Below are 23,374 nucleotides of genomic sequence, written 5' to 3'. Positions count from 1 at the left end.
GGCTCAGGCCAGCGCCTTGTCCAGCGCCCGCTCGATCTCGCCCTTGATGGTGCCGCTCATCATCGACAGCATCATGCCCAGCTTCAATTCGACACGGATGCTGTCATCGCCAATGTGCACGCTGCCATTGGCCCCACTGCGCGCAACGTCCACGCGGTCGCCGTTCCAGGTGGCCTTGAGGTCGTACTCACGGCTCAGCTTGTCCACCAGCACTTCAGCCTTGGCACGGGCGGCTTCGCGGCCGAGGGAGTGTTTGCGTTCGACGCTGATCTGGGTCATGCGGGTGATCCTGGGTATGAAGACATAATCGCCATTATGCCCGCCCCTGCCACAGGGCACACCCCGCCAAGACAAATCCGCCGGTTCGCCCTAGAATGGCGGTAATTTTTTCCGGTGAAGCGATATGAACGACCAGCGCAAAGGCGAACACGCCGAACCCACCACGCATTTCGGCTATCAGGACGTGCCTGAGAGCCAGAAAGCGAAGAAAGTCGCCGAAGTGTTCCACTCGGTGGCCGCCAAGTACGACCTGATGAACGACGTGCTCTCCGGCGGCATGCACCGCCTGTGGAAGCGCTTCACTATCGAATTGTCGGGCGTGCGCAGCGGCAACCGGGTGCTGGACATCGCCGGCGGTACCGGCGACCTGGCCGCCAAGTTCTCGCGCTTGGTCGGCCCGACCGGCCAGGTGGTGCTGGCCGACATCAACGAATCGATGCTCAAGGTCGGCCGTGACCGCCTGCTCGACCGAGGCGTGGCCGGCAACATCGAGTTCGTCCAGGCCGACGCTGAAAAGCTGCCGTTCCCGGACAACCACTTCGACTGCGTGACCATCGCCTTCGGCCTGCGCAACGTCACCCACAAGGACGAAGCCATCCGCTCGATGCTGCGCGTGCTCAAGCCGGGTGGCCGCCTGTTGATCCTGGAATTCTCCAAGCCGACCAACAAGCTGATGTCCAAGGCCTACGACGCCTACTCGTTCGCCTTCATGCCCCTGGCTGGCAAACTGATCACCAATGACTCCGAGAGCTACCGCTACCTCGCCGAATCGATCCGCATGCACCCCGACCAGGAAACCCTCAAGAGCATGATGGTCGATGCCGGGTTCGACCGCGTCACCTACCACAACATGACCAGCGGCATTGTTGCCGTGCACCGGGGAATCAAGCCCTGATGCTGCTGGCAGGGCTGCTCGCCAGCGTCGAACATGGCCTGAACCGCGTCCTGCGCATGGACAGCACGGCGCTGCCGCGGCTGGCCGCGCTGGAAGGCAAGGTCATCGAAATCGACTGCCGCCAGCCGGCCCTGCAGGTGTTCATCCTGCCCGATGAAGAGGGCCTGATGCTCGCCGCTCACTGGGAGGGCGAGGTCGACTGCAGCCTGCGCGCCCCGGCGGGCAGCCTGCTGCAACTGGCCGTGGCCAAGGACAAGAGCGCCGTGCTGCACAGCCCGCAGGTCGAACTGCATGGCGACAGCGCCGTGCTGCTCGACCTGTTCGGCGTGCTGCAGGACCTGGAGCTGGACTGGGAGCACGAGCTGCAACGCTGGCTCGGCCCGGTCGCCACCTCGCTGCTCGCCGGCCACGTGCGCCTGCGCGCGCGCTGGACCCGCCAGGGCCTGGCACGCTTCAGTCAGAACCTTTCCGAATACCTGGCCGAAGAGTCGCGCACCCTGGTGGGCAAGCGCGAAGCCGAAGCCGCCTTCAGCGAACTCGACAGCCTGAAGGTCGACATAGAACGCCTCGAGGCGCGCCTGCAGCGCCTCTCCCGATCCCTCGATACCAGCGATAACGCATGAAGCTGCTCGCCGTCCGCCGTCTCTTCCGCATCCAGCGCGTGGTGATCCGCTACCGCCTCGATGACCTGCTGTTCGACCTGCCGCTGCCCTGGTGGCTGCGCAGCCTGCGCCTGCTGATGCCGTGGCGCTGGCTGCCGCGCAAGCCGTCCGAGCTGACCCGTGGCGCCCGCCTGCGCCTGGCGCTGCAGGACCTGGGGCCGATCTTCATCAAGTTCGGCCAGTTGCTGTCCACCCGCCGCGACCTGCTGCCCACCGACATCGCCGACGAGCTGATGGGGCTGCAGGACCGTGTGCCGCCATTCGACCCACAGCAGGCCGTGGCGCTGATCGAAGAGCAGCTGGGTGCCAAGGTCGGCGCCGTGTTCAGCCGTTTCGACGTCGAGCCGCTGGCCTCGGCCTCGGTGGCTCAGGTGCATGCCGCGCGTCTGAAAAGCGGCGAAGAGGTGGTGGTCAAGGTCGTGCGCCCGGGCCTCAAGCCTGTGATCGCTCAGGACCTGGCCTGGCTGTTCCTGATCGCCAAGGCCGCCGAGCGCGCCTCGGCCGATGCCCGCCGCCTGCACCCGGTAGAGATCGTCAACGATTACGAAAAGACCATCTACGACGAGCTCGACCTGCTGCGCGAAGCGGCCAACGCCAGCCAGCTGCGACGCAACTTCGAAGGCTCGGAGCTGATGTACGTGCCCCAGGTGTACTGGGACCTGTGCCGCCCCAAGGTGCTGGTGATGGAGCGCATCTATGGTGTGCCGGTGACCGACATGGCGACCCTGGCCGACCAGCGCACCGACATGAAGCTGCTTGCCGAACGCGGCGTGGAAGTGTTCTTCACCCAGGTGTTCCGCGACAGCTTCTTCCACGCCGACATGCACCCCGGCAATATCTTCGTCAGCACGGTCAAACCGTGGAGCCCGCAGTACATCGCCATCGACTGCGGCATCGTCGGCAGCCTCACCGCCGAAGACCAGGACTACCTGGCGCGCAACCTGTTCGCCTTCTTCAAGCGTGATTACCGCCGCGTGGCGCAGCTGCACATCGACTCCGGCTGGGTGCCGGCGCACACCAAGGTCAACGAATTCGAAGCGGCGATCCGCACCGTGTGCGAGCCGATCTTCGAAAAACCGTTAAAGGATATTTCCTTCGGCCAGGTACTGATGCGCCTGTTCCAGACCGCCCGGCGCTTCAACATGGAAGTGCAGCCACAGCTGGTGCTTTTGCAGAAAACCCTGCTCAACATCGAAGGCCTGGGCCGTCAGCTGTACCCCGACCTCGACCTGTGGAGCACCGCCCAACCCTACCTCGAACGCTGGATGCGCGAGCGTTACAGCCCCAAGGCGGTGCTGGGCAACATCTACAGCCAGGCCGAGCAGCTGCCGCACCTGGCCGGCATGACCCGCGACCTGCTCGAACGTATGTCGCAGCCGCACCTGCATGACCCGCAACTGCCCGAGCGGCGCCGCCAGGGCGACCGCTGGCCGCTGCGCCTGCTCGGTGCCGGCCTGCTCGGCGGTGGCGCGGTCCTGGCTGCCGGCGCCGCCGAAGCCGCCAACCTGGCGGCTCCCAGCGCCTGGCCGGCGTGGCTGATGCTGGCCGCCGGCCTGTACCTGATCGTACGCCAATAGCCAGCCGCGCGGCTGGCTGGCACACTAGCGCAAAGGGCCCGGTACAGGAGCGGGCCCGTTCTGGAGTCGACGATGAAAGACTGGCTGGACGAGATCAAGTGGAACAGCGATGGCCTGGTACCGGCGATCGCCCAGGACCACAAGACCGGACGCGTGCTGATGATGGCCTGGATGAACCGCGAATCGCTGGCGCTGACTGCCGCCGAGCAACGTGCCATCTACTGGTCGCGTTCGCGTGGCAAGCTGTGGCGCAAGGGTGAGGAATCGGGCCATGTGCAAAAGTTGCACGAAATGCGCCTGGACTGCGATGCCGACGTGATCATCCTGATGGTCGAGCAACTGGGCCATATCGCCTGCCATACCGGCCGTGAAAGCTGCTTCTACCGCGTCTTCGAAGCCGGCCAGTGGAAAACCGTCGACCCGGTATTGAAAGACCCGGATGCCATCTACAGCGCAGGACACTGACATGAGCGACACCCTCAACCGCCTGGCCGAAGTGCTCGAAGAACGCAAGCACGCGGCCGCCGACAGCTCCTACGTGGCCAGCCTGTACCACAAGGGCCTGAACAAGATTCTGGAAAAGCTCGGCGAAGAATCCGTCGAGACCATCATCGCAGCCAAAGACGCCGCGGTGAGCAAGGATTACAGCGATGTCATCTATGAAACCGCAGACCTGTGGTTTCATAGCCTGGTCATGCTCAGCGCACTGGGCCAGCATCCACAAGCCGTGCTCGATGAACTGGAGCGCCGTTTCGGCCTTTCCGGGCACGATGAAAAAGCCGCGCGCCAGCCGTCGGCCTGAGTAGAGAGAATTCTAGGAGAGCACCATGGGTATTTTTGACTGGAAACACTGGATCGTCCTGCTGGTCGTCGTCGTGCTGGTATTCGGCACCAAGAAGCTGAAGAACTTCGGCAGTGACCTGGGCGAATCGATCAAGGGCTTCCGCAAAGCCATGAACGAAGAAGAAACCAAGCCGGCCGAGCAGACTCCGCCGCCCGCTCAGCCAGTGCCGCCGGTACAGGCCACCCAGCAGCAGGCCGCCGCGCCGCAGCAGGGCCACACCATCGAGGGCCAGGCCCAGCCGGTCCAAGAGCCGCAGCGGAAAGACTGAGCCATGTTCGGCATCAGCTTCAGTGAGTTGCTGCTCGTCGGCCTGGTCGCCTTGCTGGTGCTCGGCCCCGAGCGCCTGCCCGGCGCCGCGCGGACTGCGGGGCTGTGGATTGGCCGGCTCAAGCGCAGCTTCAATGCGATCAAGATGGAGGTCGAGCGCGAGATTGGCGCCGACGACATCCGCCGCCAGCTGCACAACGAGCACATCCTGCAGATGGAGCAGGAAGCCAAGCGCATCCTCAACCCGCTGACGCCGCCGGCCCAGCCGCCCGCCACTGCGGTCACCGAGCAGCCAGCCGTTACGCCTGCGCCTGAGCAGCCCGCGCCGCCTCAACCGCCACGAGCCCCATGAGCGAAAAACCGCAAGACGACCAGCCCATGCCGCTGGTCTCGCACCTGACCGAACTGCGCACCCGCCTGCTGCGCTGCGTGGCCGCGATCTTTCTGATCTTCGCCGGGCTGTTCTCCTTCGCCCAGCAGATCTACACCCTGGTCTCGGCGCCGCTGCGCGACCACTTGCCGGCCAACGCGACGATGATCGCCACCGACGTGGCCTCGCCGTTCCTGACGCCGTTCAAGCTGACCATGATCGTTTCGCTGTTCCTGGCGATCCCGTTCATCCTCCAGCAGATCTGGGGCTTCATCGCACCGGGGCTGTACCGCCACGAAAAGCGCATCGCCATCCCGCTGCTGGTGTCGAGCATCCTGCTGTTCTACGCCGGCATGGCCTTCGCCTACTTCCTGGTGTTCCCGCTGATGTTCAAGTTCTTCGCCGCTGCCACCCCGGCAGGCGTGGCGATGATGACCGACATCGCCAACTACCTCGACTTCGTCATGACCCTGTTCTTCGCCTTCGGCGTGGCCTTCGAGATCCCGGTGGCGGTGGTGCTGCTGGTGTGGATCGGCGTGGTCGATGTGCAGTACCTGAAGAAGATCCGCCCCTACGTGATCATCGGCTGCTTCGTGGTCGGCATGATCCTCACCCCGCCGGACATCTTCTCGCAGACCCTGCTCGCCGTGCCCATGTGGCTGTTGTTCGAGATCGGCGTGCTGTGTGGCAGCCTCATCCGCAAGCGCAGCCACGGCGACGATGAAGCGGCCAACGACCACAACGACCAGCCGCCAGCGACCCAACCGTGAACCTGTTGCTTCTTGAAGAGGCCGACTTCGTCTCAGCCGACCGCGTCGTCCTTGCCGATCGGCGCTTTACCCACATGCAGGAAATCCACCGCGTAGCAGTGGGCGACAGCCTGCGCGTGGGTCGCATCAATGGCCTGATGGGCAGCGCCACGGTGTTGCGCCTTGAGCAGCACGAAGCCGAACTGCAGGTCGGCTTCGACCAACCGCCGCCGGCCAAGCTGCCACTGACCCTGGTGCTGGCCGTGCCACGGCCGAAGATGCTGCGTCGGCTGTTCCAGACGGTGGCCACCCTGGGTGTGCAACGGCTGATCCTGGTCAACAGCTACAAGGTCGAGAAAAGCTTCTGGCAGACGCCGTTCCTCAACCCGGAAAGCATCCGCGAGAACCTCATCCTGGGCCTGGAGCAGGCCCGCGACACGGTGCTGCCCGAGGTGATCATCGAGAAGCGCTTCAAACCGTTCGTCGAAGACCGCCTGCCCGCCATCGCCGAAGGCACCCTCGGCCTGGTCGGCCACCCCGGCCCCTACCCCGCCTGCCCACGCGCGGTGGAAGGCGCGGTGACCCTGGCAATCGGCCCAGAGGGCGGCTGGATTCCCTACGAGGTCGAACTGCTGGGCAAAGCCGGCTTGGCGCCGGTGCAACTGGGCGAGCGAATCCTGCGGGTGGAAACTGCCGTAACTGCCCTGCTCTCAAGGATTTTCTGACAAACGGGTCAGCTTTCACCCATCAAGTTTCCCCGGCCCAGGCCGATGGCTATGGCAACACAACAATAAGCCATGCTGCCACGTTGCCGGGGAGTCGAACATGTACCAATGGTTTTCCCAATCGCTGGGGAATATAAGCGTCAATCGCAAGCTGGGCCTGGGCTTCGGCCTGGTGTTACTGATGACCCTGGCCATCACCTTCACCGGGTGGATGGGCATGGACAGCATCATCAACCGAGGCGACAAGCTGGGTAACATCTCGGTCATCCAGCAATACACCCAGGACCTGCGCATCGCCCGCCAGCACTATGAACGCAAGCCAGACCCGGCATCGATCGGCGAACTGGAGCAGGCGTTGGCCACCCTGGAGCGCCAGGTGCAGTTCATGGTCAGCCAGATCGAGCAACCTGCCGATCACCAACGCCTGGAGCAACAGCTCGAGGCGATCCGCCTGTATCGCCAGGCGTTCGCCGAACTCAAGCAAGGCGCTGGCGAACCCGCGCTGCAGCGTATGGCTGACCAGGGTACGGTCCTGCTACAGACCAGCCAGGCCATGACCGCTTCGCAGACCCAGGTGCGTGATGCCGGCGCCAGTCAGGCCAAGGCCATGCTGGCCGGGGCCACTGCCTTGGCCATGGTCCTGGGCCTGCTCGCCGCCTGGGTCATCACCCGGCAGATCATCCTGCCTTTGCGCCAGACGCTGGCAGCCGCCGAACGCGTCGCCAGCGGCGACCTGCGCCAGGACCTGCACAGCACGCGACGCGACGAGCTCGGCCAGCTGCAGGCCAGCATGCAGCGCATGACCCAAGGCCTGCGCGAGCTGATCGGCGGCATCGGTGACGGCGTCACTCAGATCGCCAGTGCCGCCGAAGAGCTGTCGGCAGTGACCGAGCAGACCAGCGCCGGGGTCAACAATCAGAAGGTCGAGACCGACCAGGTGGCCACCGCGATGAACCAGATGACCGCCACCGTGCATGAAGTGGCGCGCAATGCCGAGCAAGCATCGGAAGCGGCGCTGGCCGCCGACCAACAGGCCCGCGAAGGTGATCGGGTGGTCAGCGAGGCCGTCGCGCAGATCGAGCGCCTGGCCCGCGAAGTGGTGAACTCCAGCGAAGCGATGAACCAGCTCAAGGCCGAAAGCGGCAAGATCGGCAGCGTGCTCGATGTAATCAAGTCGGTGGCCCAGCAAACCAACCTGCTGGCCCTCAACGCGGCCATCGAAGCGGCCCGTGCCGGTGAAGCCGGCCGCGGCTTTGCCGTGGTCGCCGACGAAGTGCGCAGCCTGGCCCAGCGTACCCAGCAATCCACCGAAGAGATCGAGGAACTGATCGCCGGCCTGCAAAGCGGTACCCAACGGGTCGCCAGCGTGATGGACGCCAGCCGCCAGCTCACCGACAGCAGCGTCGAGCTGACCCGCCGCGCCGGGGGCTCGCTGGAGACCATCACCCGCACCGTGTCGTCGATCCAGGCGATGAACCAGCAGATCGCCACGGCGGCCGAGCAGCAAAGTGCGACGGCGGAGGAAATCAACCGCAGCGTGATGAATGTGCGGGACATCTCTGACCAGACTTCGGCGGCGAGTGAAGAAACGGCGAGCTCCAGTGTCGAACTGGCGCGGCTGGGCACTCATCTACAGGGCTTGGTCGGACGGTTCAAACTCTGACAGTCCTACAAGCTACGGTGAAATTTCCTACCTGATTTTCAGGTCAAGTCCTACGCGCTCTCCGCCGATGGGCAGGGGGTCATGCTAGCGAAGTGCTGGCATGGCTCCCTACTCAACTGGATGGAGACTTGCCATGTTTGGCTACCTCAACCGCAGGCTCGGCAATATCAGTGTCGGCGCCAAGCTCGCCCTGGGCTTCGCCGTGGTGCTGCTGCTCACCCTGGCTACCACCGTCAGTGGCTGGCGCGCACTGGATGGCGCCATCAGCCGCTCGCAGGAACTCAGCGAAATCGGCCAGATCAATGAGCTGGTCAAGGATCTGCGCGCCGAGCGCATCACTTATCGGGTATTTGCCGACGACGCCAGCAAGGCGCAGATCGCCCGCCTCCTGCAACAGCTGCAAGCCAGGCTGACGACGCTGCAGCAACGCAGCCGGGTCGCTGAGACACGCCAGATGCTGAGCCAGAAGCTGCAGCTGCTGCAACGCTTGCGCGAGCGCTTCGCCGCCCTGCAATCACTCAACGATGCGCCAGGACAACGACCGAACCAGGCCGATGTCGAGCCGCTGCACAACGACATGCAGCAGATGAATGACGAGCTTGGCAGCATCAGCCTGGAGCTTGGCCAGAGAAAGGTCGAGCAGCGCGACAGCGAAGCCCTGGCAGCCCGCTCGCTGCTGACCAGCGTAGCCCTGCTGGCGCTGGTGCTGGGGGTGTTGGCCGGTTGGCTGATCACCCGTCAGATCACCCAGCCGCTGCGCCAGGCCCTGGCCGTGGCGGCGCGCATCGCCCGTGGCGACCTGAGCCAGGTCGAACCCGTGCAGCGCCGTGATGAAATGGGCCAACTGCAGACCAGCATGCGCGAGATGACCCTGAGCCTGCGCGAACTGATCGGCGGTATCGAGCAGGGCGTCGGCCACCTGTCACAGGCGGCTACGCAACTGGCGGCCAGCAGCGAGGACACCAAGCTGCGCATCGACCAGCAGCGCGAGGAGACCGACCAGGTGGCCACCGCCATGAACCAGATGAGCGCCACGGTGCAGGAAGTGGCGCAGAATGCCGAACAGGCGTCGATGGCCGCGACCAATGCCGATCAGCAGGCGCAAGTGGGCGACCAGGTGGTGGCTGAAGCCATCGATCACATCGAACAACTGGCCAGGCAAATGGACGACTGCCTGGTGGCCATGCAACACCTGGCGGGGGAAGGCCAGCGTATCGGTAGCATCCTCGATGTGATCAAGTCGGTGTCCGAGCAGACCAATCTGCTGGCATTGAACGCCGCCATCGAAGCGGCGCGCGCAGGCGAGGCCGGGCGTGGTTTTGCCGTGGTCGCCGACGAAGTGCGCGGGCTGGCCCAGCGCACGCAGCAATCCACCGAAGAAATCGAGCAGTTGATCGAAAGCCTGCACAGCGGCACCGACGAGGTCACTGGCCTGCTCGACGACAGCAAGCGCCTGACCGAGCAGAGCGTGCAGCTGAGCCGCAAGGCTGGGCATGCGTTGAGCCAGATCACCGATACGGTGTCGAGCATCCAGGGCATGAACCAGCAGATTGCCACGGCCAGCGAGGAGCAGAGCGTGGTGGCCGAGGAGATCAACCGCAGCGTGATGAGCGTGCGCGATGGGTCGGATCAGACCAGCGCGGCCAGTGAGCAGACGGCGGCTTCGAGTGGGGAGCTGGAGCAGTTGGGGCGGCAGTTGCGGGGGATGGTGGGGCGGTTCAGTCTCTGAGACCGAGTCGCCTGCTTCGCGGGGCAAGTCGGATCGCCGCACCGCCGCTCCCACAGAGATCGCACAAAGCCTTTGTGGGAGCGGGCTTGCCCCGCGAAGAGGCCTACAGCACCTGGCGCAGGAAGGCCTGGGCCCGCGGATCCTTCGGCGAATCAAAGAACGCCACCGGCGCCGAGTCTTCCAGCAGCTTGCCATGGTCGAAGAACAGCACCCGGTCCGCCACTTCCCGGGCAAAGCCCATTTCGTGGGTCACGCAGACCATGGTCATGCCTTCCTGGGCCAGGGTCTTCATCACGTCCAGCACCTCGCCGACCATTTCCGGGTCGAGCGCCGAGGTCGGCTCGTCGAACAGCATCACCTTGGGCTCCATCGCCAGCGCCCGGGCGATCGCCACCCGCTGTTGCTGGCCACCGGACAAGCGCGATGGGTACTCGTCTGCCTTCTGCGAAATGCCCACCTTCTCCAGCAGCGCCCGTGCCTTGGCCTCGCGCTCGGCCTTGCCGCGCTTGCGCACGACCTTTTGCGCCAGGCACAGGTTTTCCAGCACGGTCATGTGCGGGAACAGGTTGAAATGCTGGAACACCATGCCGACTTCACGGCGGTAGGCGTTGATGTCGGTCTTCGGGTCGGCCAGTTGCACGCCGTTGATGGCGACAGAGCCCTGGTCGAAATGCTCCAGACCGTTAAGGCAACGCAGGAAGGTCGACTTGCCCGAGCCTGAAGGCCCGAGCACCACCACCACCTCTCCCTTGGCCACCTGGGTGGTGACGTTGTCCACCGCGCGAACCACTTGGCCACGGGTGTCGAAGACTTTCAGCAGGTCACGGACTTCAATCACTTTGCGCAAGCCTCCGCTCGAGCCGGCTGGCCAGGTGCGACAGCGGCAGGTTGATCAGCAGGTACAGGCCTGCCACGCAGAACCAGATCTCGAAAGTCGAGAACGAGGTGGTGATGGCCTCGCGGCCGCTCTTGGTCAGTTCGGTGATGGCGATCACCGACACCAGCGAGGTGTCCTTGACCAGGCTGATGAACTGCCCGGCCAGCGGTGGCAGCACGCGCTTGAAGGCCTGCGGCAGGATCACATGGCGCATCGACTGGCCGGCATTCAGGCCCAGCGAGCGGGCCGCCTCGTTCTGGCCCTTAGCGATCGACTGCACGCCGGCACGCACGATCTCGGCCACGTAGGCGCCGGTGAACAGCGCCAGCGCTGCCACCCCGGCGAACTCCCGGGACAGGTTGAGCACGGTGCCGATGAAGAAGTAGAAGATGAAGATCTGCACCAGCAGCGGCGTGCCGCGCACCAGTTCGACATAAACGGTGGACAGGTCGCGCAGGGTCGGGTTGTTCGACAGCCTGCACAAGCCTGCGAACAGGCCGATCACCAGGCCCAACGCCCCGGACACCACCGACAGCCACAAGGTGGTCCACAGGCCCCAGGCCAGCGGGCCGGCGGCCCAATGGCGGGTCACACCGATCGAGTCGCCTTCGGCGACGTCGTCACCGCGGCTCAGTTGCAGGCTGTCCTTGGCCACGTCGAGCACTTGCTCATCGCCGTTCTCGTCCTTCAGCGTAACGCGGGCGTTATCGCCGGAGACGACGATTTCCTGGACCGTGCCATAACCGCTGGCGCGCTGCGTTTCCTCGGCCTGGTAGGCGAAGTACTGGGGAACGCGGTTCCAGCGCCACTCGTAGGAAATCATCGAGGTGGCCAGGTACAGGCTGATCGCCAGGCCCACCAGGACCAGCGCGGTCAGCGCATGCCAGGGCCATTGGGCTTTCTTGTGTTTGATCACGTGGGTACGTCCGTAAATGCGAACGCGCAGGGTTTACCTGCGCGTCGGGTCAAAGCCTGGGGCTTGTGGCCTGGGCCTTATTCCATTTCCTTCAGCCAGTCCTTGTTCTTGAACCACTTGTCGTGGATACGATCGTAGGTCCCGTCATGCTTGATCTGGTGCAGGAAGTTGTTGATGAAGTTGATGCTGTCGTAGTCGCCCTTCTTCAGGCCGAACGCCAGCGGCTCGTAGGTGAAGGGTTCTTCGAGGAACAGCAGCTTGCCAGCGCCGGCCTTCTCCACTGCCACCACGTTGTACGGCGCGTCGTAGACGAAGGCGTCGGCCTTGCCGTTGACCACGTCCATCACCGCTTCCTGCTCGTTGTCGTAGCCGTGGTACTTGGCTTTGGCAATCAGCTTCTTGGCGACCATTTCGCCGGTGGTGCCCAGCTTGGAGGTGAGGCGATACTTTTCGTTGTTCAGGTCCTTGTACGACTTGATCTCGCCCGCCAGCTCCTTGCGGATCAGCAGGGTCTGGCCGACCACGATGAAGGGTTCGCTGAAGTTCAGGCGCAGGTTGCGTTCCTGGGTCAGGGTCATGCCGCTGCCGATCATGTCGAACTTGTCGGTCAGCAGCGCCGGGATGATGCCGTCGTAGGCGGTGGAAACGGCCTCGAACTTGACGCCCATGGATTTGGCCATGGCTTTGAGGATATCGACTTCGAAGCCGATGATCTCGCCACGTTTGTTGGTCATCTGGAACGGCATGTAGGTTGGGTCCATGCCCACCCGCAGGGTGCCGCGCTTGACCGCGTCGTCGATGGCGCCAGCCTGGGCCGAAGCCACTGCGACCAGCGCGGTGACGCCGACCAGCAGTCGCGAAAGGTATTTCTTCATCATCACCAAGTCCCCTAGCAAGAAATGTAGCGAATCTTATCGTTGGCACGGCCTTGGCGGCCGGCGTGGTTTACCGGGGAGCGATGCTAACGCATGGCGGCCCTGGGACCTAGAGCCGGGGGGGACTTTGTTGGCCAAAAACAACATCGCGGATGAATCCGCTCCTACAAGTGTAGGAGCGGATTCATCCGCGATTGCGTCAGATCAGGCGCCGACGAGTGCCGGTTGGCCTTCATTCTCTGGATGCAGCGGCAACAACGGCGAATGCGGGTCGTTGTTGATCGAAGCACGCCACACGTCGATCCAGGCCGCATTGTGCTCGGCCCAGACCTGCTCGTGCAGGCGGCTCATCGCCACCGGGTCGCTGAGCAACGCCAGGCGAGTATTCAGGTCCAGGCCCTTCGGCCCAACCTCGATCGCCTTGGCCACACGTTCAGCACGCAGCGCTTCGATCGGCGCAGCCTGGCCATGCCGGGCAGTGGCCATGGCGCAGGCCAGGGCGTTCTGCCGCGGGTCGACCACGGCACGCACGAAGCCGTCGTGCAGGGCATGCCAGCGGTTCTCGTGGGTGTACTGGTCGGTTGCCAGCAGTTCCTGCGGCGTCGCGTATTCCTCGGGGATGAGGAACAGCTTCTCGTCCTTGGCCGCCAGGCCCAGGCGGGTGCGGCTGGAAATCACCGACACCGGGATCGACAACACCAGCGAACCGACGATCGGCGCCAGCCACCACAGGAAGCTCGGGTTCAGCCAGGCCACCAGCGCGGCCCAGGCAAAGCCCAGCAGCGTCTGCGGACCATGACGGCGCACCGCTTCGCTCCATGGCGTGGAGTCGTCGTCACGCTGCGGCGAATTCCAGGTCGCGGCCCAGCCAAGGAACGCAGCCAGCACGAAGCGGGTGTGGAAGATCATCCGCACCGGCGCCAGCAGCATGGAGAACAGCATCTCCATCAGCATCGACAGGGTGACCTTGATCCGCCCGCCGAACTCGACCGCGCCCTTGGCCCAGATCAGGATGATGCTGAGCAGCTTGGGCAGGAACAGCAGCACGATGGTGGTGGAGAACAGCGCGACGGCCTTCTCCGGGTGCCACTGCGGCCACAGCGGGTAGAGCTGGTACGGCTCGATGAAGTATTGCGGCTCCATCAGCGTGTTGGTCGCCAGCAGCGCGGTCGACAGCACCAGGAAGAAGAACCACAACGGCGCCGACAGGTACGACATCACCCCGGTGAGGAACACCGCACGGTGCACCGGGTGCATGCCCTTGACCAGGAACAGGCGGAAGTTCATCAGGTTGCCGTGGCACCAGCGGCGGTCACGCTTGAGCTCGTCGAGCAGGTTCGGCGGCAGTTCTTCGTAACTGCCCGGCAGGTCGTAGGCGATCCACACGCCCCAGCCGGCACGGCGCATCAGCGCAGCTTCGACGAAGTCGTGGGAAAGGATGGCCCCGGCGAACGCGCCCTTGCCCGGCAACGGCGCCAGGGCGCAGTGCTCGATGAACGGCTTCATGCGGATGATCGCGTTGTGGCCCCAGTAGTGCGACTCGCCCAGCTGCCAGAAGTGCAGGCCGGCGGTGAACAGTGGGCCGTACACGCGGGTGGCGAACTGCTGCATGCGCGCATACAGGGTGTCCATGCCCGACGCCTTGGGCGCGGTCTGGATGATGCCGGCGTCCGGGTTGGCCTCCATCAGGCGCACCAGGCTGCTCAGGCACTCGCCGCTCATGACGCTGTCGGCGTCGAGCACGACCATGTACTTGTACTCGCCACCCCAGCGACGGCAGAAGTCGTCGAGGTTGCCGCTCTTGCGCTTCACACGGCGCCGGCGACGGCGATAGAAGATGCGGCCAAAGCCTTTGGTTTCGCGGCACACGTCCAGCCAGGCCTGTTGCTCGGCCACGGCGATGTCGGTGTCGTTGGTGTCGCTGAGGACGAAGAAGTCGAAGCGGTCGAGGTTGCCGCTGGCGGCCACCGACTCGAACGTCGCCCGCAGGCCGGCGAACACGCGCGGCACGTCTTCGTTGCAGATCGGCATCACCAGAGCGGTGCGCGCCTCGGGCGCAATCGGCTCGCTGCCGGCACTGCTGCCGGAGATACGGTACTTGTCACGCCCGGTGAGCAACTCGAGGAAGCCCATCAGTGCGGTCCAGAAGCCCGCCGAGACCCAGCAGAAGAGGATACCGAAGAGGATCAGGATGGACGTCTGCAGGGCATACGGCCAGACCTGCACCACGGTATCCCAGATCGGCTGGTTGACCACTTCGTTGAGGTCGACGAACGACCAGCCTTGGTACGGCAGAATGCCCTTCATGTACCAGCCGGCGACGATGGTCTGGCCGATCATCAGGGCCAGCAGGATGTAGCGGCGAATCGAGCCGACCGTGCGCCAGCGTGCCTTGGGCAGCTCGCGTTTCTCGGGCTGCGGGGCATTGGTACGGCCGGTCATGCGCCGCCACATGCGAATCAGCACGTTGGTGCGCCATGGTTCAGGCACCACGCGGGTACGCTTGATCGGCGGGGCGATCTTCAGGCACAGCCGGCCACTGCCGTCGACGCCGAGCATCTCGGCGTCCTCCAGCTCGGCAGCGCTGCCCACGGTCAGGCGGGGGCCCACCGAGGCCTGCACGGCCTCGGCGGAGTTGGCGGCCGGGTTGGCCGCCAGGCGTTGGTGCAGCTCGCTGAACGAGGAGCAGCTGGCGAGTTCCGCGCGCTGCTCGTCGCTCAGTGGGAGGTGGGCCAGGTACTCGCCAAGCGATTCCGGCCTTGCGCTTGAGTTACTCATCGGCAGGCAACTGATAGCTCCAGGTCTCGGTCAGCACTTGTTCGGTGGTGGCCGGGGTCCCGTTGGTGGTCGCCGCATCGGCGGCAGGTTGTTCGGCCTTGGCTGGCTCCTGCGCCTTGGCGGTTTTTTCATGCTTGGCGTGCTTGGCGGCGGCCTTGTCCTGCTTGGTTTCCTCGGCAGGCTTGGCCGGCTCGACCGGCACATCACGCACCAGCGCGGCGCGCATTTCGGTGGACTTGTTGGCTTCCTTGACCTTCAGTCGCAGGGTCAGGCGCCAGCCTTTGGTCTCCGGGTTGTAGCGCAGGTTGTTCTCGACCACCTCGGCGTTGTCGCCGACGCTGATCTGGCTGCGTACCGGGGCGTCTTCCGGCAGGGCAGCCAGGGCGGCGCCAGCGAAGTCGACCAGGAAGGCCACGCTACCGTCTGGCTGACGGATCAGGTTGGACTGCTTGACGTCACCGGTGGAGCGCATGGTCTGGGTAACCGAACCGACGTCCTGAGCCTGGAACTTGGCCTCGTCGATGGTCCAGTGCAGGCGGTAGGCGTACTCGAACGGCTTGCCTGGCTCTGGCAGGGTCTCCGGGCTCCAGAACGCAACGATATTGTCGTTGGTTTCGTCGGCGGTCGGGATCTCGACCAGATCGACGGTGCCTTTGCCCCAGTCGCCCTTGGGCTCGATCCAGGCGCTTGGACGCTTCTGGTAGTTGTCGTCGAGGTCTTCGTAATCCTTGAAGTCGCGATGACGCTGCATCAGGCCGAAACCACGCGGGTTCTCGACGCTGAAGTTGCTCACGGCCAGGTGTTTCGGGTTGTTCAGCGGGCGCCAGATCCACTCGCCGTTGCCAGCGTGGATCGACAGGCCTTCAGAGTCGTGCAGGGCCGGACGGTAGTTCATGACCTTGGACGGCTGGTTCGGGCCGAACAGGTACATGCTGGTCAACGGCGCAACGCCCAGGCGGCTGACGTGATCACGCAGGAACACGCGCGACTGCACGTCGACCACGGTGTCGTTGCCCGGGCGCAGAATCAGCTTGTAGGCACCGGTGGAACGTGGCGAGTCCAGCAAGGCGTAGATCACCAGGTGCTTGTCGGCCGGCTTGGGCTTCTCGACCCAGAATTCGGTGAAGCGCGGGAACTCTTCGCCCGACGGCAGCGCGGTGTCGATGGCCAGGCCGCGGGCCGACAGGCCGTACACGTGGCCCTTGCCGACCACGCGGAAGTAGCTGGCCCCCAGCAGGGTCATTATTTCATCCTGCTTGTCGGCCTTGTTGATCGGGTACAACACACGGAAACCGGCGTAACCCAGGTTCTTGGTGGTTTCCGGGTCGTGCGGCACGTCACCGAACTCGAAGCGGCTCGGGTCGTACTTGATTTCCTCGACCTTGCTGGCGGTGACTTCGTTGATCTTCACCGGCGTGTCGAAGTGCATGCCCTGGTGGTAGAAGGACAGCTTGAAGGGGGTCTTGTCCTTGGCCCACTCCGCTTTCTCTTGCAGGAAGTGAATCTTCTGGTAGTCGGCGAACTTCATGTCGCGGAAGACTGCCGGCAGGTTACTTTTCGGTGCTTCGTACTTCTGGCCGGCCAGATCCTGTGCCTTGGCTGCAACATCGTCAAGATTGAATGCCCACAGCTGGCCCGCGCTCATCAGGCCTGCCAGTGCCACACTGGCCATCAGGGCCTTGCGCAGCCGTGTGCCGGGGATTCTTGATGCTTTTTGGGGACTAACAATCACGAGCAACCCTCGCCGAAAACAGATCATGAAACCAACGGCCAGCGACAAATGCCGGGTTGGCGAGCACTGTTCGGACCCCGTGAGGGCGTAATGATTCCCCAAACGGTGTCAGACAATGCTCGAGTAAGAGTAATACGAACCTGCGAACGCAGGCCCATGCAGCGCGCGATTATCCAGCAGGTCGCGTTACAACGCATCAGGCTGGAGCAACTATTTATCGTTCAAAACCCCTTGTTTCCCTATAAACAAGGGGTTTTTTTCGCTCATATTTGTAACAAGAATGTCACAGGGCCATCATTGACCAGGTGGACCTGCATGTCCGCCCCGAAGCGCCCACTGGCCACGGTGGGGTGTTGGCCCTGGGCCTGCTGTAAAAGATAGTCGAACAACTCGGCACCCAGCGCTGGCGGTGCGGCCGTCGAGAAGCCTGGACGCATGCCACTTCGGGTATCCGCAGCCAGGGTGAACTGGGACACCAGCAACAAACCGCCACCGATATCCTTGAGCGAGAGGTTCATCTTGCCCTGGTCATCGCCGAAGACGCGGTAGTTGAGCAGCTTGTGCAACAGCTTATCGGCATGTGCACGGGTATCTTCAGGCTCCACGGCCACCAGCACCAGCAGGCCCTGGTCGACGGCGCCGACAATTTCGCCTGCCACCTCTACCCGTGCGCCACGCACGCGCTGCAGCAGCCCCCTCATGCTTCTTCCAGGGGCAAATCGAGCAAGCGCCGGGCCATCTGGTCGGCAGCACGTACCAGGGCATCGGTGATGCCCGGCTCGGAGGCCGCGTGGCCGGCGTCGCGGATCACCTTCAGCTCACTGTTCGGCCAAGCCTGGTGCAGCGCCCAGGCGTTGTCCAGCGGGCAGATCACGTCGTAACGGCCATGCACGATGACGGCCGGCAGGTGGGCGATCTTCGGCAGGTCGCGGATCAGCTGATCCGGCTCGAGGAAGGCATTGTTCATGAAATAGTGGCATTCGATACGGGCGATCGACAGTGCTCGCTGCGGCTCGGAGAAGCGGTCGACCACCAGCGGATTGGGGCGCAGGGTGGCGGTACGGCCCTCCCAGGTGGACCAGGCCTTGGCCGCGTGCATCTGAGCGATCTGGTCATTACCCGTCAGGCGCTTGTGGAAGGCCTTGACCAGGTCACCGCGCTCGTCCGGCGGTATCGGCGCAATGTAGTCCTGCCAATAGTCAGGGAACAGGCGGCTGGCGCCCTCCTGGTAAAACCACTCGATCTCTTGCGGGCGACACAGGAAGATGCCGCGCAAGATCAAGCCATGCACCCGCTCGGGGTGGGTCTGTGCGTAGGCCAGGGCCAGGGTCGAACCCCAGGAGCCACCGAACAGCACCCATTTCTCGATGCCCAGGTGCTCGCGGATGCGCTCCAGGTCCTCGACCAGATGCCAGGTGGTGTTGTTCTCCAGGCTCGCGTGCGGCGTGGAGCGGCCACAGCCGCGCTGATCGAAGGTGACGATGCGGTACAGGTTGGGGTCGAAGTAGCAGCGGCTCTGGGCATCGCAACCGGCACCAGGCCCACCATGGATGAACACCACCGGCAAACCTTCAGGCGAGCCGCTTTCATCGACATACAGCACATGCGGCGCTTCCACGGCCAGATCGTGCCGGGCGTAGGGTTTGATCTGCGGGTACAGGGTCTGCATTGCGCACTCCGTGTGAGGTTTGGTTCGACCGTTGGCCATCATAAACCTGAATTGCGCTTTGAGCATGCCCCACGTTCAGCCTTGCTCGCGCAATGATCAAAGGGCCAATACCGCCCGGTTCGCGCTCGAAGAAATAGATAGCACCCGACGCGACCTTGTGCGGATGAATGTGCAGGACCTTGACCCTGTTAGGACTCGCACATGTCGCCCGCCTCGACCGGCACCCGCTCCACCCATTACGACTTGATCAAAGGTAAAGCACCTGCCTGGATGCTGACCGCACCGGCGGCTACCTTCGGCGCCCTGCGTGGCGCTGTCGAACAGGCCCCACCGACACTTGAAAAAGCCTGCCTGAAACACCCAAAGGTCGCCAGGATGCTGGCCGAAGAGCATGCGCGCTTGCGTACGAGCAAAGCCCAGGCGCACACGTTGTTCAGCCGGTTGCCGCCTCTGCAGGTTTTCGCCACACGCTTGCTGACCGAGGCCATCAAGGAGCAGTTTCAGCAGGACATCGATGTGACGAAGACCTATTACTTCGACGCCGTTGACTATGCCAAGCGCCGGGAGCAGGCAGACGTGGCACCGGAGCGTTTCGTCAGGCCGCTGCTGCATCACGCCTTGCAGAATTTCGAGGTCGCCGCTACCCAAGCCGATACGCTGGAGGTACCGATGCCGCACATGCGCTCGGTCATCCTCGACCAACGGGGCTACGGTAACGGCCCCCCTTTCGCCAACGTCGTCGATATCGAGCCAACGGCCTTCGCCGCACTGTGCCGCTCATTGGACATCGGCGGGCAGTACCAGGCGCTTCTCGATGGCATCTATTACCCTGCAACCCCTGCACAGGCACCCTGGCAAGACAGGTTGGTCGCACAAACGCCTGTGCTCGATACGCTTGGCGAGGTCGAGTTGTCCGCCTTCAAGCAAAGCTTGCATGGCGCGTTTCTTCAAGGGCTGATCAGCAACCACGCGCATGGCGCACTTTGGGCCACACCCTTGGAGACCCTGGCGCAGGCAGACAAGCAGCTGGCCAGTTTCAATTTCCTGACCTTGTGGGGCATCGAGCTGACTGGCTGGGTGCTGATCCAGTTCGAGCACACCACCGCCGTCGCGCTCTATACCCGTAATGCCGGCGACTCGGCACTCAAAGCGTTTGCTTCCTTCGAGGCGCTGAAGCTGGAGCTACGCAATGCGATCCAGAATGACCTCGCGTTCATTAGCGGCCACATCCCGGATGCGCACAAGGCGCAGACCATCGCCAAGTTGCAGGACCTTCTACTGCCACTGACCTTCACCCGGAAAAACATCTACGAGCGGGTGGCCGACCCTGAAGCCGTGCTGCCGATTGCTGCGCGCCCGTTCAACTACCCGTTTCGCGCCGAACTGCTCTATCAGAACTACACGCGGCTCAGAGATGACGCCAGGTTTCACGCCGTGCCCACCTTGGCCATGGACGCCAAGACCTTGCATGACCGCTTGGCCTACTTCGAGTCGCTTGCGCTCGATGCACTGAACCTGGTCGGCTTCGTGGTACCTGAAATCGGCTACATGATGATGGCCCTGGCCACCCTGCAACTGAGCCAGGAAGTCTACGAAGGGATCGACAGCTGGGCCAACGACGACCGCCAGCAGGCACTGGCCTATTTGCTCGACGTTCTGCAGAACCTGGCGCTCATCGGGCTCGGCACCGCCGTTGCGCAGGGAGCCAAGGCAGCGTTGCACGACGTGCCTGCCGTGCCTACGGTACCGGTCGAGACGCCCTCGTTCATCGAAGAACTGATCGAAGTCGAACTGCCAGACGGTAGCAAACGCTTGTGGAACCCCGACTTGACGCCCTACGCCCAGAACGTGTCCCTGCCGCCGCAGGCCACGCCCGATCAGTTGGGGATCTACCGGCATGCCGATCGGCTTTGGCTGAAACTCGATGGCAAGCTCTATGCGCTCAAGTGGAATTCGACAGGCGGCCACTACAGTGTCGTGCACCCTTCCAGATACCTGGGTTACCAGCCGCCGCTGCGCCACAACGGCGCCGGTGCCTGGCTGCACGAATTGGACCGGCCAAGGGAATGGCAAGGCAGCCGCCTGCTCAATCGGCTCGCCCCGCTCAGCCAGACCTTCGGCGAGCCCACCCTGGCGCGCATTCTTCAGGTCAGCGGCGTCGAGGAAGGCGCCTTGCGTCATGCCTTGGCAGAAAACCAGCGGATGCCGGCACTTCTCGAAGACACCCTGCTGCGTTTCAGGCTCGATCGGGAGGTCAATCAAAGCCTGCCGCACGCGCCGGCGAGGTTGCGTCAGGCAGCATTCCAGGAGCGCTATCAACAACAGCTATCGAGTACCACACCCCAGTCGGCATTGTTGCGCAGGATCTACCCGCAACTGCCCAACGCGGTACTCGAAGAGCTGCTGCGTAACGCCGCCACGGGTGAGCTGACGACCTTGAACGAGGGCAGAGTGCCCAAGCGCCTTGGCCATGAAGTGCGGCACTATCAGCAACAGATCCGCCTGGCACGTGCCTATGAAGGCGTGTACCTGGATTCGGTGCGCAACGGCGACTCCGACCTGCTGATCCTCAATAGCTTGCCGCAACTGGAAAACTGGCCTGCGGACCTGAAATTCGAACTTCACGACGGCGGACTCCAGGCCGAGCTGATCGACTCCATCGGCCCCGACAATGCAGCGCACCTATGGATCATCACGCGCTATCCGCAGGGATACACAGCCAGCAATCCCCTGCCGTCGGCGCTCTCTGCACCCCTCCACGAAACGCTATACGCGGCCTTGCAGCAGGCGCTGGATACGCATGCCGGTGGCTTTGGCCTGCGCGAGCGAATGCTGCAGGCAGCACCCCTGCCCAGAGGCCTCTTGCGCAGGAAGCTGGGCATGCAACGCCACGCTTTCCGTTCACCGATGCGTCTGGCCGATGGCCGCCTTGGCTATCCCTTGAGCCCTCTGGTCCAGGACCTGGCCCGCATCGACCGTTTCAGCCGCTTTGCCCGGCTGATCGAAGAACAGGGATTTCCCCCCCAGGTAGCCGACTGGCTGACCAATGCCCTGCTTGAGGAGCATGCGACCGATGCTCAGATCCTCCGGGCCATCAACAACTTGCCTGCCCCGGATGCGGCGCAGCAACTGCAAGCCTGCCTGGCTGCATGGCGAGCCGACCCGCTGCGCATCGCCGATCCACTGTTGGCAAATCAAAGCCGGGACATGATAGAGACCGGCATCTGGTGGCACTGGGTGCAGAACGCGACAGGGCTGCGTGACACCTTGGAAACCCGTCTCTATCTGCACACCGCGTTCCTGGAAGAGTTCCCAAGCCAACTGCCCAACAGTTTCAGTGAAACCGTCAGGAACCTGTTTCTGGAAGACGTGGTATTCAACTTCAGGCCAGACGCACTCATCCCGCCTGGGCAGGAAGCCTGGCCTTTCGAAAATCTTTTCCGGCAATTCCCCAACCTGGAGATTCTTGCGATCGACCGGCCTTACATTGCCAATGCCTCAGCAGAACTGACGGGCAGATTGCCGCTGATCCATCAGTACTTTGCCAACCTCGACGAACTGCACCTGGTCAATCAGAACCTGACGCTTTCGGTTGCCGACATCGAACAGCTTGCCAGCCCCGCTACGCTTCAATACCTCGACCTCAGTGGCAATACCCTCGCACCTGCCCCGGCGGCGACGGGCAACTGGACGCTGCAGTTCCTCTGCCTGGATCGCATGGCATTGAGCACATGGCCGGCCTGGCTGGATGGCGCCACGCTCAGCAGAATCAACGCCGTCTCACTCAGCGACAACGCCCTGCGCTCACTGCCCGATTTTTTCAATCTCAACCTGCCTGCCGAGCAAAGCACGATCGTCACCCTGGAACGCAATCCGCTCAGCCGGCGACAGCTGATCAGCCTGGCCTTCAGCGAAGACGAGCAAACACGCAGGTTCCGCTTCAATCTGAGCCTCAACCAAAGCGTGCAACAGGCACTGGACCGGCTCGTCGAGCAACGCCGGCAATTGCGCCAAGCCCTCGCCGACTGGCTGAACGCGCACCCGGCCAGCCTCCGTAAAAAGAAGATGGCGGAGGACTTCTGCGAGTTCTGGATAGCGCGTATGCGCGGCTTCGATGACCTGCCGCTGCATATCATCGACCAGGACGTGGCAGACCTGCCTGACCGACTGCCCGATTTTTTCAAGCAAACGGTGGACAGCCTGATTCTTGAAGGCGTGGACGGCTCGATGCAGCAATTCGACCAGCTGCTGAGCCGCTACCCAAACCTTGTGACCCTGACCCTGGATGAACTGCCCACGGACTTGCCGGCACTGCCGGCCTCGATCGCCCAACTGCCCCTGTTGACCGAGCTGGAGCTGAGCAACCTGGGGCTCGATATCAACGATGCCACCCTGCAACTGCTGGCACGCTTGCCCTCACTGGAGATGCTCGACCTGTCGGGGAACCGCTTGAGCCCCAGCTTGCGCGGCCCGTTCAACTTCGCTCGCCGGCTCAAGTGCCTGGTGCTCAACGAGGTTGGCATGAGCGCGTGGCCAACCTGGCTGTACGAGCTGATGCCTACAGGCACGCTGGACCTGGAGAGCAATCACATGACCAGCCTGCCCGATGTCATCCTCGGCGTGCCGGTGGTGGACGAGCCGAGCACGACCATCTCGCTGCGTGACAATCCGCTCGACGAGGCCACGCGACAGAGGATGGATACACGTGACGGTGACCTGAAGTTATACCTGCCTCACGGGTTCCGCCCTAATTAACTACCCCCCGCG

General features: G+C 63.6%; 20 protein-coding genes. 12 read left to right on the top strand and 8 right to left on the bottom strand.

All coding sequences use genetic code 11. From position 1 onward, the window contains the following. Positions 1 to 3 precede the first annotated feature (3 nt). Positions 4 to 279: a polyhydroxyalkanoic acid system family protein gene (locus ACIPZF_RS06280; RefSeq protein WP_400796564.1), complete on the bottom strand. Its 276-nt coding sequence runs from the start codon at positions 277 to 279 to the stop codon at positions 4 to 6. 124 nt (positions 280 to 403) lie between these two features. On the opposite strand from ACIPZF_RS06280, the gene ubiE reads away from it, so the two are divergent. The 11 genes from ubiE (at position 404) to ACIPZF_RS06225 (ending at position 9,760) form a co-directional block, all read left to right on the top strand. Beyond that, positions 404 to 1,174, top strand: a complete 771-nt coding sequence (gene ubiE / locus ACIPZF_RS06275) for a bifunctional demethylmenaquinone methyltransferase/2-methoxy-6-polyprenyl-1,4-benzoquinol methylase UbiE (protein WP_400796561.1) — start codon at positions 404 to 406, stop codon at positions 1,172 to 1,174. After that, positions 1,174 to 1,797 (top strand): SCP2 domain-containing protein, encoded by a 624-nt coding sequence (locus ACIPZF_RS06270; protein ID WP_400796558.1) that lies wholly within the window; start codon positions 1,174 to 1,176, stop codon positions 1,795 to 1,797. Before ubiE ends, ACIPZF_RS06270 begins: the two co-directional genes overlap by 1 nt. Then, positions 1,794 to 3,413 (top strand): ubiquinone biosynthesis regulatory protein kinase UbiB, encoded by a 1,620-nt coding sequence (gene ubiB / locus ACIPZF_RS06265; protein WP_400796555.1) that lies wholly within the window; start codon positions 1,794 to 1,796, stop codon positions 3,411 to 3,413. Before ACIPZF_RS06270 ends, ubiB begins: the two co-directional genes overlap by 4 nt. Positions 3,414 to 3,485: 72 nt before the next feature. Next, positions 3,486 to 3,878, top strand: a complete 393-nt coding sequence (gene hisI / locus ACIPZF_RS06260) for a phosphoribosyl-AMP cyclohydrolase (RefSeq protein ID WP_159412421.1) — start codon at positions 3,486 to 3,488, stop codon at positions 3,876 to 3,878. 1 nt (position 3,879) lies between these two features. After that, complete coding sequence (locus tag ACIPZF_RS06255; RefSeq protein ID WP_400796552.1) at positions 3,880 to 4,215, top strand: phosphoribosyl-ATP diphosphatase; 336 nt, start codon at positions 3,880 to 3,882, stop codon at positions 4,213 to 4,215. Positions 4,216 to 4,240: 25 nt separating this feature from the next. Next, positions 4,241 to 4,525: a twin-arginine translocase TatA/TatE family subunit gene (locus ACIPZF_RS06250; protein ID WP_400796549.1), complete on the top strand. Its 285-nt coding sequence runs from the start codon at positions 4,241 to 4,243 to the stop codon at positions 4,523 to 4,525. Between the two features lie 3 nt (positions 4,526 to 4,528). Further along, complete coding sequence (gene tatB, locus ACIPZF_RS06245; RefSeq protein ID WP_400796547.1) at positions 4,529 to 4,876, top strand: Sec-independent protein translocase protein TatB; 348 nt, start codon at positions 4,529 to 4,531, stop codon at positions 4,874 to 4,876. Next, positions 4,873 to 5,664 (top strand): twin-arginine translocase subunit TatC, encoded by a 792-nt coding sequence (gene tatC / locus ACIPZF_RS06240; RefSeq protein ID WP_400796545.1) that lies wholly within the window; start codon positions 4,873 to 4,875, stop codon positions 5,662 to 5,664. Before tatB ends, tatC begins: the two co-directional genes overlap by 4 nt. Further along, positions 5,661 to 6,368, top strand: a complete 708-nt coding sequence (locus ACIPZF_RS06235; protein WP_400796542.1) for a 16S rRNA (uracil(1498)-N(3))-methyltransferase — start codon at positions 5,661 to 5,663, stop codon at positions 6,366 to 6,368. Before tatC ends, ACIPZF_RS06235 begins: the two co-directional genes overlap by 4 nt. Positions 6,369 to 6,468: 100 nt before the next feature. Then, entirely contained in the window at positions 6,469 to 8,031 is a 1,563-nt protein-coding gene (locus ACIPZF_RS06230) for a methyl-accepting chemotaxis protein (RefSeq protein ID WP_400796539.1), read from the top strand. A 133-nt stretch (positions 8,032 to 8,164) separates the two neighbouring features. Next, on the top strand, positions 8,165 to 9,760 hold the full coding sequence (locus ACIPZF_RS06225; RefSeq protein WP_400796536.1) for a methyl-accepting chemotaxis protein: 1,596 nt from the start codon (positions 8,165 to 8,167) through the stop codon (positions 9,758 to 9,760). Positions 9,761 to 9,863: 103 nt separating this feature from the next. Here ACIPZF_RS06225 and ACIPZF_RS06220 read toward each other — a convergent pair whose 3' ends face one another. From ACIPZF_RS06220 to pip, 7 genes are all read right to left on the bottom strand, one after another. Next, positions 9,864 to 10,598 carry an amino acid ABC transporter ATP-binding protein gene (locus tag ACIPZF_RS06220; protein WP_400797124.1) on the bottom strand — a complete coding sequence of 245 codons (735 nt, stop codon included), beginning with the start codon at positions 10,596 to 10,598 and terminating at the stop codon, positions 9,864 to 9,866. Beyond that, positions 10,591 to 11,553, bottom strand: a complete 963-nt coding sequence (locus ACIPZF_RS06215) for an amino acid ABC transporter permease (RefSeq protein WP_400796533.1) — start codon at positions 11,551 to 11,553, stop codon at positions 10,591 to 10,593. Before ACIPZF_RS06215 ends, ACIPZF_RS06220 begins: the two co-directional genes overlap by 8 nt. A 77-nt stretch (positions 11,554 to 11,630) precedes the next feature. Continuing rightward, positions 11,631 to 12,428, bottom strand: a complete 798-nt coding sequence (locus ACIPZF_RS06210) for a transporter substrate-binding domain-containing protein (protein WP_400797121.1) — start codon at positions 12,426 to 12,428, stop codon at positions 11,631 to 11,633. 204 nt (positions 12,429 to 12,632) lie between these two features. Then, the gene (gene mdoH / locus ACIPZF_RS06205) at positions 12,633 to 15,206 is read right to left on the bottom strand and encodes a glucans biosynthesis glucosyltransferase MdoH (protein WP_400796530.1); all 2,574 of its coding nucleotides are present in this window, start codon (positions 15,204 to 15,206) and stop codon (positions 12,633 to 12,635) included. Continuing rightward, positions 15,199 to 16,938: a glucan biosynthesis protein G gene (locus tag ACIPZF_RS06200; RefSeq protein ID WP_400796527.1), complete on the bottom strand. Its 1,740-nt coding sequence runs from the start codon at positions 16,936 to 16,938 to the stop codon at positions 15,199 to 15,201. Before ACIPZF_RS06200 ends, mdoH begins: the two co-directional genes overlap by 8 nt. A gap of 263 nt (positions 16,939 to 17,201) precedes the next feature. Then, the gene (gene dtd, locus ACIPZF_RS06195; RefSeq protein ID WP_400796525.1) at positions 17,202 to 17,639 is read right to left on the bottom strand and encodes a D-aminoacyl-tRNA deacylase; all 438 of its coding nucleotides are present in this window, start codon (positions 17,637 to 17,639) and stop codon (positions 17,202 to 17,204) included. Continuing rightward, the gene (gene pip / locus ACIPZF_RS06190) at positions 17,636 to 18,607 is read right to left on the bottom strand and encodes a prolyl aminopeptidase (RefSeq protein ID WP_400796523.1); all 972 of its coding nucleotides are present in this window, start codon (positions 18,605 to 18,607) and stop codon (positions 17,636 to 17,638) included. Before pip ends, dtd begins: the two co-directional genes overlap by 4 nt. 201 nt (positions 18,608 to 18,808) lie before the next feature. Between pip and ACIPZF_RS06185 the strand changes: the two genes are divergently transcribed. Then, entirely contained in the window at positions 18,809 to 23,362 is a 4,554-nt protein-coding gene (locus ACIPZF_RS06185; protein ID WP_400796521.1) for a dermonecrotic toxin domain-containing protein, read from the top strand. The last annotated feature ends 12 nt before the right edge of the window (positions 23,363 to 23,374 follow it).

Origin of the sequence: Pseudomonas sp. NPDC089752, from assembly GCF_044748725.1 — a bacterium.
GTDB lineage: Bacteria > Pseudomonadota > Gammaproteobacteria > Pseudomonadales > Pseudomonadaceae > Aquipseudomonas.
This window is presented reverse-complemented; position numbering and strand designations above follow the sequence as displayed.

Coding starts and splice junctions, on each gene's coding strand:
- ACIPZF_RS06280 (WP_400796564.1), bottom strand. CDS start 279: ATGACCCAGATCAGCGTCGAACGCAAACACTCCCTCGGCCGCGAAGCC.
- ubiE (WP_400796561.1), top strand. CDS start 404: ATGAACGACCAGCGCAAAGGCGAACACGCCGAACCCACCACGCATTTC.
- ACIPZF_RS06270 (WP_400796558.1), top strand. CDS start 1,174: ATGCTGCTGGCAGGGCTGCTCGCCAGCGTCGAACATGGCCTGAACCGC.
- ubiB (WP_400796555.1), top strand. CDS start 1,794: ATGAAGCTGCTCGCCGTCCGCCGTCTCTTCCGCATCCAGCGCGTGGTG.
- hisI (WP_159412421.1), top strand. CDS start 3,486: ATGAAAGACTGGCTGGACGAGATCAAGTGGAACAGCGATGGCCTGGTA.
- ACIPZF_RS06255 (WP_400796552.1), top strand. CDS start 3,880: ATGAGCGACACCCTCAACCGCCTGGCCGAAGTGCTCGAAGAACGCAAG.
- ACIPZF_RS06250 (WP_400796549.1), top strand. CDS start 4,241: ATGGGTATTTTTGACTGGAAACACTGGATCGTCCTGCTGGTCGTCGTC.
- tatB (WP_400796547.1), top strand. CDS start 4,529: ATGTTCGGCATCAGCTTCAGTGAGTTGCTGCTCGTCGGCCTGGTCGCC.
- tatC (WP_400796545.1), top strand. CDS start 4,873: ATGAGCGAAAAACCGCAAGACGACCAGCCCATGCCGCTGGTCTCGCAC.
- ACIPZF_RS06230 (WP_400796539.1), top strand. CDS start 6,469: ATGTACCAATGGTTTTCCCAATCGCTGGGGAATATAAGCGTCAATCGC.
- ACIPZF_RS06225 (WP_400796536.1), top strand. CDS start 8,165: ATGTTTGGCTACCTCAACCGCAGGCTCGGCAATATCAGTGTCGGCGCC.
- ACIPZF_RS06210 (WP_400797121.1), bottom strand. CDS start 12,428: ATGAAGAAATACCTTTCGCGACTGCTGGTCGGCGTCACCGCGCTGGTC.
- mdoH (WP_400796530.1), bottom strand. CDS start 15,206: ATGAGTAACTCAAGCGCAAGGCCGGAATCGCTTGGCGAGTACCTGGCC.
- dtd (WP_400796525.1), bottom strand. CDS start 17,639: ATGAGGGGGCTGCTGCAGCGCGTGCGTGGCGCACGGGTAGAGGTGGCA.
- pip (WP_400796523.1), bottom strand. CDS start 18,607: ATGCAGACCCTGTACCCGCAGATCAAACCCTACGCCCGGCACGATCTG.
- ACIPZF_RS06185 (WP_400796521.1), top strand. CDS start 18,809: ATGTCGCCCGCCTCGACCGGCACCCGCTCCACCCATTACGACTTGATC.